Origin of the sequence: Vibrio sp. M260112, from assembly GCF_036533775.1 — a bacterium.
GTDB lineage: Bacteria > Pseudomonadota > Gammaproteobacteria > Enterobacterales > Vibrionaceae > Vibrio.
In genome coordinates this window covers 29800-42006 of the sequence record NZ_JATABH010000006.1, presented here as the reverse complement: position 1 = coordinate 42006, position 12207 = coordinate 29800, and the positions used below count along the sequence as shown (strand labels likewise).

Annotated in this window: 9 protein-coding genes; 3 read left to right on the top strand and 6 right to left on the bottom strand. The window is 45.7% G+C overall.

Annotated elements, in window-relative coordinates; translation table 11 throughout:
- Positions 1–10 precede the first annotated feature (10 nt).
- From QTN95_RS04385 to QTN95_RS04370, 4 genes are all read right to left on the bottom strand, one after another.
- Complete coding sequence (locus QTN95_RS04385; protein WP_331416486.1) at positions 11–3118, bottom strand: beta-galactosidase; 3108 nt, start codon at positions 3116–3118, stop codon at positions 11–13.
- Positions 3119–3277: 159 nt separating this feature from the next.
- Positions 3278–4504: an ABC transporter substrate-binding protein gene (locus QTN95_RS04380; RefSeq protein WP_331416485.1), complete on the bottom strand. Its 1227-nt coding sequence runs from the start codon at positions 4502–4504 to the stop codon at positions 3278–3280.
- Between the two features lie 108 nt (positions 4505–4612).
- The gene (locus tag QTN95_RS04375) at positions 4613–5464 is read right to left on the bottom strand and encodes a carbohydrate ABC transporter permease (RefSeq protein ID WP_331416484.1); all 852 of its coding nucleotides are present in this window, start codon (positions 5462–5464) and stop codon (positions 4613–4615) included.
- Complete coding sequence (locus QTN95_RS04370; RefSeq protein WP_331416483.1) at positions 5464–6384, bottom strand: carbohydrate ABC transporter permease; 921 nt, start codon at positions 6382–6384, stop codon at positions 5464–5466. Before QTN95_RS04370 ends, QTN95_RS04375 begins: the two co-directional genes overlap by 1 nt.
- 343 nt (positions 6385–6727) lie before the next feature.
- Here QTN95_RS04370 and QTN95_RS04365 point away from each other — a divergent pair, with 343 nt between their 5' ends.
- Positions 6728–7810, top strand: a complete 1083-nt coding sequence (locus QTN95_RS04365) for an ABC transporter ATP-binding protein (RefSeq protein WP_331416482.1) — start codon at positions 6728–6730, stop codon at positions 7808–7810.
- Between the two features lie 109 nt (positions 7811–7919).
- The gene (locus tag QTN95_RS04360; protein WP_331416481.1) at positions 7920–9014 is read left to right on the top strand and encodes a phosphatase PAP2 family protein; all 1095 of its coding nucleotides are present in this window, start codon (positions 7920–7922) and stop codon (positions 9012–9014) included.
- On the opposite strand, the gene QTN95_RS04355 is transcribed toward QTN95_RS04360, so the two are convergent.
- Complete coding sequence (locus QTN95_RS04355; protein ID WP_331416480.1) at positions 8995–9903, bottom strand: LysR family transcriptional regulator; 909 nt, start codon at positions 9901–9903, stop codon at positions 8995–8997. The two genes, QTN95_RS04360 and QTN95_RS04355, sit on opposite strands and share 20 nt — an antisense overlap.
- A 106-nt stretch (positions 9904–10009) precedes the next feature.
- Here QTN95_RS04355 and chrA point away from each other — a divergent pair, with 106 nt between their 5' ends.
- Positions 10010–11155 (top strand): chromate efflux transporter, encoded by a 1146-nt coding sequence (gene chrA / locus QTN95_RS04350; RefSeq protein ID WP_331416479.1) that lies wholly within the window; start codon positions 10010–10012, stop codon positions 11153–11155.
- Between the two features lie 44 nt (positions 11156–11199).
- On the opposite strand, the gene QTN95_RS04345 is transcribed toward chrA, so the two are convergent.
- A complete protein-coding gene (locus tag QTN95_RS04345) occupies positions 11200–12207 on the bottom strand; it encodes a tetratricopeptide repeat protein (RefSeq protein WP_331416478.1) in 1008 nt (335 codons plus the stop codon).

Sequence of the window (12207 nt, the reverse complement as noted above, 5' to 3'; positions counted from 1 at the left end):
CAATCGCTCCTTAAATGACAAAGCTTAGCGTGAGCTGATAGCGATAACGCTTTTCAAGTAACTGGTAATGCTGATGGACACTTGGCGTCCATGAATCATCACCACCAACCCCCATATGGAAACCATCAAGGCGGACATAAATGCTATCTTGCTTGACCAGTTCATTGGTGTGTTTGGCTGTAGCCAGATTCTCCTGACTAAACTCACTGACCGCAAAATGGAAATTGCCTCGTATAAAGAGTTCCCCCACCTGCGCTTGGCTAACATCACAACGTAAGCCATTCTCTGACGGGAAAATGTAGTCGGTATGCATCAGCTCTACAGAAGAGTGATAACGGCCAAAATGGGCGGAAAGCTTTCTGTCAGGATAGTTCTCATGCGGACCACGACCAAACCAACGCACAGGTTGCTGATGTTCACTCACACCATGGTCATACAGCGCCAGCTCCATACCTATCCTTGGCAATGGGGGAAGTCCATTAGCCAGCTCGACATCGACATCTATCGAAACATCACCACTTTGCGAAATCTGATAGCGCCAGGTAGAAAGTATTAAAACTTTACCCGCTTGCAGATAGGTCGCTTTAGCCACAACCTGCACACCTGCCTTGTTTTCACTCCATTCAAAATCAATCGATTGACGCTCAAGAGAGGCCAAGCCAATAGCCTGCCAACGAGCGAACCAAGAGTTGGGGTCGAGTCGATCCGCTTCGCTAGTACCAATATCATTGTCTAACGGGGCGCGATAGAAGTTATCCAAAACAGGCTGAGTCAGTTTTTCGTTGTCGTTTACTTTCCAACTGCAGATAGCACCGAGCTGCTTATCGAACTCAATAGCAAAAAGATCACTGTAGACCAACAGCTTTTCAGGACTATCAGAGACATTAGCCAGCCAGGCTGGATTGGCGTCTGGTAGTACTAACTGAGCGTCGACCGATAATTCAAACTGTTCACTAGCCGTGATATGTCCAACCTCCGCCCATGGTGTTGCCTGGTTAAGCACTACATCAAGATTAAGGTGATAACGAGCGCCTGCTTTGTCGCGTGCAGCGCTGTTTTCCAGTACCAGTTCAACGCTTTGCTGACGGTCAATCACCAGCTCAATCTGACCACAATCAACCACAACCCCATCCTCTAACACTTGCCATTGAAGTGTTTCTCCTAGTGAGGAGGTAAATAGTTTTTCGCTGCTAATGCGCAGAGTAAGCGGTGCCTGATCGATTAGATTAAACTGATAAAACTGCTGTGCTTTCTTCACTTCGAACAGCGTCGGATGAAGGGTTCGATCCGGGAAAATAAGACCATTGATACAGAACTGGCGGTCATTGATTTCATCACCAAAGTCACCTCCGTATGCCCAGTATTGATTGCCCTGCTCATCAACCTTAGTCAAACCCTGATCGACCCAATCCCAGATAAAGCCCCCTTGCAGACGAGGATGATCGCGAAAGGCCTTCCAATAATGACTGAAACTGCCTAAGCTGTTGCCCATCGCATGAGCGTATTCACACAGAATCAAAGGCCGTTGTTCGTCAGGTAAGGCGATGGACTTTTTGATTCCTACTCGCGGTGTCACATGTGGCTGGTGAGCAACAACAGGTAGATCCCAGTCCACACGGGCATACATAGGGCAGATAATATCTGTCGCAGCGGTCATTGCACCGCCCCCTTCGTACTGTACTGGTCGTGACGGATCACGCTGCTTAACCCATTGATACATAGCATGATGGTTGCTGCCGATGCCAGACTCATTACCTAACGACCAGATAATCACTGATGGGTGGTTCTTGTCACGCTCGACTAAACGCGTCATACGACGCATATAGGCATTGAGCCACTCACTATCGTCAGACAAGCGGCACATAGGAAACTGACCGTGAGTTTCGATATTGGCTTCATCGACTAAATAGAGACCATACTCATCACACAGTTGGTACCACAACGGATGGTTAGGGTAATGAGCGGTGCGCACTGCATTGAAGTTGTTTTGTTTAAGCAACTTGATGTCGCGAAGCATATCTTCACGCGTCATCACATGACCTAATTCAGGATGGTGCTCATGGCGGTTCACACCACGAATCAACAACGGCTGCCCGTTGACCTTGAGCTGCCCCTGACTGATCTCAACCTGCCTAAAGCCAACGTCATAGCTTTCGCAGTCCACTAACTTACCCTGCTCATCCAACAAACTAATCACCACTCGATACAGGGTCGGTGATTCTGCGCTCCATAACTGTGGGGCATTGATATTTAAGCTATGGTTGACTTTGTCACACCATGGGCCTTTTTCGTCGACAAACTCGACTCCAGCACTGGTATCCTGAGTAATGACTAACTGCTGTTGAGCATCATAAAGACTAACTCTAACCACATGCGGTAGATTCTTTTTTGACAAGGTCGTCGCGACCTTCAGTCTGGCATCGCGGTAACTGTCGTCTAGCTCAGTCACTACCTCGACATCTTTAATATGAATGGCAGGTTTACTCAGTAAGGTGACGTCTCGAAAGATACCGCTAAGCCACCACATGTCCTGATCTTCGAGATAGGAGCCATCGCTCCACCTCAACACCATCACGGTAATTTGGTTGTCACCATCAACAAGCAAGTGTGACAAATCGAACTCTGCCGCCAGTCTTGAGTCTTGCGAGTATCCTACCCAATGACCGTTACACCACAAATGAAAGGCACTATTCACTCCGTCAAACGTAATGGTGGTTTGCGCTTCACTGGCGGAAAAATCAAAATGGCAGCGATAAACACCGGTGGGATTGTGCTGTGGCACCAACGGAGGCGTGTCAGCAAACGGATATTTCACATTGGTATATATAGGTTTATCAAAACCTTGCAGCTGCCAGTTTCCCGGCACCGTTATTTCACTCCATTCACTATGATCAAAACTCTTATCAACACACTCAGCGGGCACATCTTCCGGCCTTTCGAACAGCTCAAAGTGCCAACAACCATTGAGGCTAAGCTGCTTCTCCGATTGAGACTTGGTTAAAGCGTTCTGTTCGCTTGAATAAGCATGAAGAGGAGCGTGCGCGGGTAAAACATTATGGTGAACCACATGCTGGTTCTCCCATTCTCGCGCCGCTATGATTTGGCTAAAAGTTCTCATCACAGCACCCTAAAGATAAGAGAAAAGAGAGCGCCCCCATTTGGCAAGGCAGTGCTCTGAAGGTAACACCACCCCAAATAGAGTGGTGCCATCCTCTACTTGCTACTAACCAGTAAATAGGGAACGTCAGTAGCAAGTAAGGGAAGATTTATTGCTGAATTACTTAAACGTACGCTGACGTACTTTTTCTAGTTTTTTCAGAATATTGTCGATACGTTCAGGTTTAACCATAAACTCCTGGAAACCCTTCATACCTTCTTTAGCCATCGCTGGATCGGTATCGCGATCGTAGAACTGAGCCGTACCCTGAGCGCCAGCAAGCATCTGAACACCTTTGTTGAGGAACTCATCATCCGCTGCTTTAGCTTTGTTGTTGGTCGGGATTTGTAGGATAGATTCATTGATCAATTGCTGAATTTCAGCCTGTGCGACAAACTCTAAGAACTTACGTGCGTCCTCTTTGTTCTTCGCTTTGGTAGGGATATGAATAGTATCCATTGGCGCATCTTCTGCTACAGGAACTGAAGCATCAATAATTGGGAACTGGAAGAAACCCATTTTACCTTGCATATTTTCAGGGAAGTTTGGCGTAATGAAGTTACCAATCAGGTACATAGCAGCTTGACCGTTGTATAGGAATGGCTGCGCTTCTTGCCATGAGTAAGATGCATGGTTATCAAGGAAGTAGCCCGGCTCAACCAGTTCAGCCCAGTTGGCAAAAGTTTTCTTCACACGCTCATCAGTGTAAGGGATCTTGCCGTCCATAAGGTCAATGTGGAAATCAAGACCGTTAGTACGCAAGTTGATGTAATCGAACCAGCCAGCTGCTGTCCATAAGTACTTAGTACCGATAGCAAAAGGAGCAACATTGTTCTGTTTCAGCGTTGCTGAGGCGGCTTTCAGCTCCTCCCAAGTTTTAGGTTCTGCAATGCCATACTGCTCAAAAATATCTTTACGGTAGTAAACACCCCACTGGTAATAGGTGTAAGGCACACCGTATTGCTTGCCGTTAACCGTCATTGCCGGAGCTGCAGCCGCAAAGTCCTGCTTCATATTTTTATCAGCCCAGATATCGCTTACATCTTCAAACAGGCCACGATCAACAAAAGTTTTCATACGGTTACCCGCATACCAGAACACCACATCTGGTGGTGATGTCACCAGCCAGTTACGAATCGTGGTTTTGTAGGCTTCTTTATCATACAGGTTGTACTCAACCTTGATGTCTGGGTTTGCTGCTTCAAAGCGTTTAACAATCTCTTGCCAGGCGGCTTTGGGTGCAGGGTCAGCCTGATCTGAGTTAATCACTAGAGTTCCGGCCCAAGCGGTAGTCGAGAGTGTTGCCCCGAGAACTGCAGAGGCAGCAAGATGTTTCACGTATTTCATATTCAGGTCCTTGTTTGTGAGCAGATGCTCATGGGTCCAATAGTTATATTTATTAACGACATAAAAGAGCTGACCAGCCAGAGAAGAGTGACTGGCAAGCTGTGAAAACTAACCTTTGGTCGCACCAAGAGTTAAACCAGCGATAAAGTGACGCTGCATAGTAAAGAACAGCACCACGGGAGGAATTGCAGCAACAATGGCGCCAGCAGAGATAAACTGCCACGATGCCAGCCACTGACCTTTAAGTGAACTTAAGCCTGCGGTAACAGGTCGCACTTCGTCGCTTTGCACCAGCACCAGAGCCCAGAAGTAATCATTCCAGATAAAGGTAAATACCAGCACAGCCAATGCCGCCAAAGCAGGGCGAACCAATGGCAAAACAACATGCCAGAATATTTTCCACTCGCTGACCCCTTCAACTCGTGCCGCCTCAATCAATGCATCCGGAATACCGACAATAAAGTTGCGCATAAACAGCGTGCAGAAGCCGGCTTGGAAGGCGATGTGGAACAGAATCAATGCCCAGTGAGTATCGTATAGGCCAAAGCTAATGGTCAGGTCACGAACTGGGATCATCAGGATTTGGAAAGGGACAAAGTTACCGGCGATAAACAGCGCAAAGATCCAGACATTGGCTTTGAACTTGTACTTAGCCAAAGCGAAACCAGCCAAGGTAGACAGAGCAACCGCACCCGCTACCGCAGGTAGAGTGATCAATAAACTGTTAAACAGATACTGACCCATCGACGTTGAGGTAAATACCTGAGTGTAGTTCTCGACCAACTGGAACTCACTTGGCCATCCCCAGTAGTTACCAGTATTGATGTCTTCGATGCCACGAATAGAGGTCATCATCACTGCGATAAGAGGCAGTAGCCACATCACTATCGCAATAGGTAGCGCGACGCGGTAGCTGATATTGGCAAAGCGTCCCGCTTTTTGAATCGGTTGTGGGTACATTATTTTTCACTCCTCAACATACGCCATAAGAAGTAAGCGATATACACATCCATGATGAGGAACAACACAACAGAAACAGATGCGCCATATCCCATTCGGTAGTTGAAGATCGACTCTTCATACATTTGGTACGCCAGAACTGTCGAACTGCCCCACGGACCACCAGCGGTCATAGTGGCAACTAAGTCAAATGAGCGCAGCGCGCCAATGACAGTCACGACAATAGCAATAAAGGTAGCTGGACGAAGTTGAGGGATAACCACATACCAAAGCATGCGCCATTTCTTCGCTCCATCAAGACGAGCAGCTTCAATTTGTTCTGGGTCGAGATTGTTTAAACCTGTCAGATACAAAATCATGCAGTAGGAGATTTGTGGCCATAGGCCTGCTGCGATAATGCCGTAGGTGACATAATCTTCATCAGCAAGAATTGAAATAGGTTCTATGCCAAACGCGCCAAGCACCATATTGAACAGACCAAACGACGGATCATAGAACCATGCAAACACCAAACCCACGACCACTTGAGAAATAACAAATGGGAAAAAGAACAACGACTTAACTACGCGAATCCCTTTTACCTGTTGATTAAGGAACAGTGCAATTGCCAAGCCGATGGGTGGCGCCAGCATAAAAAACACCAGCCACATAGTATTGTTCTTTAGAGAGGTATAAAACGCTTCAGAGTCAAACAACTCACGGTAGTTATCTAAGCCAACCCAAACTTTGTCCCCCAGACCATCCCACTCATAGAAGCTAAGCCAGATACTATCTAAAATTGGATAGATAACGTAAATAGCAAAAATAGCCATTGCTGGGGCTAAAAACAGCCATGGTGAAAGCTTTGCGCTTACCCTTGCTTTACGTCTTGCGGAAGGAAGACGATTTTCGGGGTATATCGTTTTCACAGATTGCTCCATTTCGTGTGACTCCTTGTCACATCCTTTAGTTATATCCACTTCAATAAACGCTATTAAAAGTAGACAGAAAGTTACTAAAGGATGAAGTTTTATCTAATCTACAATTACATATTAATAACTATGATGATTAAATACATACCGACAAATCATTTTTGTAAACGTTTCCACAAAAATGCTCATTTTCCACTAAATAACCATGATCACGATCAACTATTTCCCTTTACGAGGTAACAAAAATCTATCAAGCGAGTATGTTTTATACATCAGGCGATATTTGTGCTGTTTTAACGCGCATGATTCGCTCACTAGAAAAGTATTTTGAGCCATAAGGCAAGGAGTAACTATGGCTGACATCAGCTTAAAACAGGTCATCAAACGCTATGGGGATGTGCAGACCATTCATGGTGTTGATCTGGAAATAGAGAACGGTGAGTTTGTTGTCTTCGTTGGGCCATCAGGTTGTGGCAAATCGACACTTTTACGTCTTGTTGCTGGACTAGAGGAGATCTCAGGTGGAGAGATCCATATAGATAACCAACTGGTCAATGATGTAGATCCCGCCGAACGCGGTGTTGCCATGGTGTTTCAGTCCTACGCTCTCTACCCGCATATGACAGTGGAAGAGAACATGGGCTTTGGCCTCAAAATGAACGGTCAGCCAAAAGCGATGATCGATAAACAGGTTCAAAGCGCAGCGAAAACTCTACAACTTGATCATTTACTTAAACGCAAACCAAAAGAACTTTCTGGTGGTCAGCGTCAACGTGTTGCTATTGGTCGCGCCATTGTCCGCAACCCGAAAGTCTTCCTGTTTGATGAGCCACTCTCAAATCTGGATGCCGAGCTACGTGTCGACATGCGCTTGCAAATTGCCAAGCTGCATCAAGATTTGCAAAACACTATGATCTACGTAACTCATGATCAGATTGAAGCCATGACTCTGGCCGATAAGATCGTGGTATTGCGTGACGGACGTGTAGAACAGGTTGGCTCTCCACTTGAGCTATACCATAAACCACAGAATGAGTTTGTTGCCGGGTTTATAGGTTCTCCTAAGATGAACTTTATCCCAACCAAGGTTGAGTCTTCTAGTGGTCAAGGTTTACAACTGGTTAGTGAGGATGGTTCCGTGTTCACCTTGCCAGCAGTACAGCGCTCTTTGTCTGCAGGTGACAGCATTACATTAGGCATTCGTCCGGAACATTTGGAACTTGAACTGTCTGGGGATGTTCATTTTAACTTCCAGAGTGAAGTGGTAGAAAGGCTTGGCAACAGTACCTATATGTTTGGTCAGGCTTGCGGTGTTGATGGCTTTAAGGTCCATCTGCCTGGCGATCAGGAAGTGACAAAATTCCAGACAATGGACTTAAGCTGTAAACATTCAGATTGCCATCTTTTTGATCAACAAGGTCTGCGGGTGGAGTAACTGTGTTGATTTCAGTGGCTGAAGTTAGATCTCAGTCACTGAGTCATTAAATATTGTCGTATTGCATGTTCTATACTTGACTTAAAGCTATGTGAAATCATTACTTTATATGCAAATACTGACGTCAGAAGCACGGACTCGCCACTGGCAACAAATTAAGCAGGCCTTTTATCAAGACAAGCTCCTTTATGGTTACGTCCTGTTTACGACCATTGCTTTGTATTTGATGTCGCTAATGTTTAGCTACGCTTCTCACATCGAGTACAGCGCATTTACTTACCTCAGCACCCTGATTCGAATCTGCTACATCACCTTTCTCACATGGAGCAGCGCCTATTACCTTTATCTTCTTTATCACCGTCGACCTCATCCGATACAAGTCTATATCAAAACCCTGATCGGTTTCTTTAATCCACTTTCAAAGGCGATAAGCTTTATTCTGTTGGTATTAGCGCTGAATCTCACTTACTCATGCTATTCGTATCTTAAGTCTGTAATACCGGACATCAAACCATTTCAGTATGACTTGGCTTTCTATGAATTAGATAAGTGGCTTCATTTCGGAGTTTCACCCTGGGAGATCACTCATGGGATCTTCTCTTCCCCCTTTGCGACCTATGGGATCAACTTTCTCTACCACCTATGGTTTCTGCTTATGTGGGGGATGACATTGTTTTTTATCGTTCGTCGTGACCTAACTCATCTTCGCAATCAGTACTTGATCGCTTATATGTCAAGCTGGCTTTTGATAGGTGGTATTACCGCCACTCTGCTCTCTTCTGCAGGCCCTTGCTATACCCACTTACTCAATCCCGAGCATACTCACTATTTGCCGTTGATCGATTTGCTCAACGATCAAAGTCGCATCATGGTTGAGGCGGGATGGTTTCCCGTCTGGGCCTTAGATGTACAGGATACCCTTTGGCTTAACTACTTAGGTCGCGAGGGAGGCATTGGAGCGGGTATTTCGGCGATGCCGAGTATGCACGTCTCCGTTGCGATGCTGATGGCATTAGCCAGCTACCAGTACAACAAGAAACTTGGCTTACTCATGTGGGCATACATGATTTTCATCCAAATAGGCTCTGTCCATCTTGCATGGCACTACGCGATTGATGGCTATCTAAGCATCATATTGACGTTACTCATCTGGAAAGGCTGTGGTTGGATATCTCATCGACTCACTAGCGAACCGTCTCAGTAACGATTTGTCGAATCCAGCAGTTCTTTTCTTCATACTGATTGGCTTTGGCAAACAATAGGCGAATATCAAAATCAGGGATCTCAATCGGGCTAGTGATCGCTTGCAGATCATGTGAATACATTTCCATTTCAGCAAAACGTTTCGGCACAATACACAGTAATTTCCGACCTAGTAACAAGCGTCTGATAGTAAGAAAGTTGCGTGATGCCACACCTACTATTCTGGTATATCCGAGCTTATACAATGATTTATCAACTTGAGTTTGCAGACTACCATCAGGGCTAACTAAGGCATGTTCTACTGCGACAAACTCCTCAATCGACATCGTATCACCTGCTTCAACCGTATTAGGATCGAATAAGCACAAGTGTTGCTCTGTATAGAGCAGCTCAGACAGAAAACGTCGATTAAGGTTTTCGATACTTCCAATCACGATATCCAGCGCTTCGCTCTCAACGATATCTACATAATTGCTGCGATTGACGTTAAAAAAACTGACCTGTGAATTTGGTGATTGGTGTTTGATCGCGTCGTACAACGCTGGCGCAAAAAGCTGCTCAGCGTAATCCGTTAGTCCTATTTTCCATACGCCAGTATAGCTTTGCGGAGCAAAGTGCTTCTTAACCAATAAGTCATTCTTAATGCTACCAAGCAGCTTATCGATCACTGGAGCAATGTCTTGAGCGTGCCGAGTCGGCTGCATCGTCGCCCCCACTCGTTCGAATAAAGGATCATCAAATAGCGCTCGCATTCTCTGCAACGTATGACTCATAGCAGACTGACTGACAAAGCACTGTTCCGCCGCTAGGCTAACACTGTTGGTTTGGTAAAGAGCTTGAAACGCCACCAGTAAGTTAAGGTCGATCCCTTTCCAGTTAAACTCCTTCATGAACCTATCCTGTTTAATTCATAGTTTGTATTAAGAATATCAATTTGAGTCATTTTAGTTCATTGAGTAGAGTATGGGCAGTATTTGTTAGACGAGTAACATGGCAATGTTGTCGATTTTTAAAACCTTCTTTTGGCTTGGTTGGATAAGTTTCGGTGGTCCAGCGGCTCATATTGGCTATTTTCGTAATACCTTCGTCGAGAAACTCAAATGGCTTGATGACAGTGAATATGCTCAAATCGTCGCACTGAGCCAATTCTTACCCGGTCCCGGTTCAAGCCAGGTGGGCTTTGCTCTAGGTTACAAACGAGGTGGCCTTGGCGGCGCGTGTATGGCGTTTATTGGCTTTACACTACCTTCCGTACTTATCATGCTGGCGTTAGCTATGTTAAGTAGCCAACTGACTGAAACCACCACCTTTCATAATGTGGTTCATGGTTTGAAATTACTTGCGGTTGTAGTGGTTGCCGATGCAACTTGGGGGATGTACAAAAACTTCTGCAAAGAGAAGCTATCGGTGGCACTTTGTTTGATAACGGCTGTCGCACTCTTACTTTTACCTGGTATTGCGACCCAAATGGGTGTCCTGATTATGGCTGCTTTGATCGGTGTAAAATATTTAGGTAATGACGACGCGCTCAGCACCAGCAAGTTTGAGCCTTCTATTACGCCTCTTGCCCTGTTTGTTGCTTTGCTTGTTGGACTGCCGTTTGCGGCGCAAGTATTACCCGCACTAGGTCTATTCAGCGACTTTTTCCAAGCAGGTAGTTTGGTCTTCGGTGGCGGCCATGTGGTTCTTCCACTGCTACAAAACATTGTCGGTGATCAGCTAAGCCAAGATGCCTTCCTAACAGGCTATGCGGCAGCACAAGCGGTTCCTGGGCCTATGTTTACCTTTGCAACTTACATAGGTTATGAGTTGATGCCTTCAGCCCCGATTACGGGTGCGTTAATGGCGACTTTAGCGGTTTTCTTACCGGGCTTTTTATTGCTACTTGGAGTACTAAAGAACTGGCAATCACTGGCTAAAAATCACAAAGTTTCTGGCGCCGTCAACGGAGTAAATGCTGCGGTTGTGGGGTTACTGGTCGCCGCTTTATACCAACCGGTATTTACCAGCGCAGTGATGAATCCACTTGATATCTCGCTGGTTCTCGTCGGCTTCTATTTACTCAAGCAACAGAAACTGCCGATTGTTTGGATGGTCGCATTCTTTATGCTGGCGGGGTTCGCAACTGGCTATATCGCTTAACAAGAATGCGGGTAGAGAAAAGGGGGGAGCGTGCTCCCCCTTTTCTATTGATCTTGTCTAGCTTTCTCCTCCCTAACCATAGCAAGGGCTTTTTCTAGATTCTCATTAGCGACTTTGTAGTAAGTCGGTCTCGAATCAATCGCCTGCTGGAGATATGGAATCGCTTGTTCTGGTTTACCCTGAAGGGTAAGGAAATAACCCACATTATTTAACGCTTCTGGTTTCGTCATATGCTGAGAAAATACGTTCAGAGCACGATTAATCTCACCTTTAGCTAGATAAATTAACGCTAAATTATTCAAAGCTTTATCATTATTGGGCTCGTTATCCAATGCCTGTATAATGAAACGCTGGGCTTTGCGATAATCCCCTGCCATATAGAAAGAGTATCCAACATTGGTCAAGGTTTTAACCGAGTCAGGATCAATACTGAGCGCCTGCTTATAGAAGGCTTGAGCCAATTCGTGGTTTTTGTCCAAGTCAGCGATGACCCCCAACCCCATTAAGGCATATTCAGGCGAGTAACTATCAACCTGAAGCTTATTGACGGCTTCCACCGTACTTAGGTCAGTGTTACTCAAGGTCTTGTTGTTATTAAACCTCACCTGATCCGCATTGACTGCTCGCATAAAATAGCTGGTACCCTGCTGAATATCTCCATTGCGACTGTAGAGGATACCAAGCTGTTCAAGGACTTGGATATTGTTGGGATTCTCCTCAATCGCAATCAGATAGGCTTTTTCAGCCAGCGCTAAGTTCCCTCTAGATTGGTGTATACGACCAATGTTGAACAGTGAACGATCTCTATACTGACCGTTTTCAAACGAAAGAGAGCGAATGTATTCATACAAGGCTAAATCGGTGTTTCCGCCACTCAGCGCCTTGTCACCCCGTTCGATGGCCTCTTTCTCTGTCGTCGGTGGTTCTTCTGACGAAAGTGAGTCGATAGGTTTACCATCATAGAGAGAAGTGTCTAAGCTCGACTCTTTAGAGGCACATGCGGAAAGTAATATCGCAGATAAAGCGAATATAACCAGTTGAATTCCTTTCAT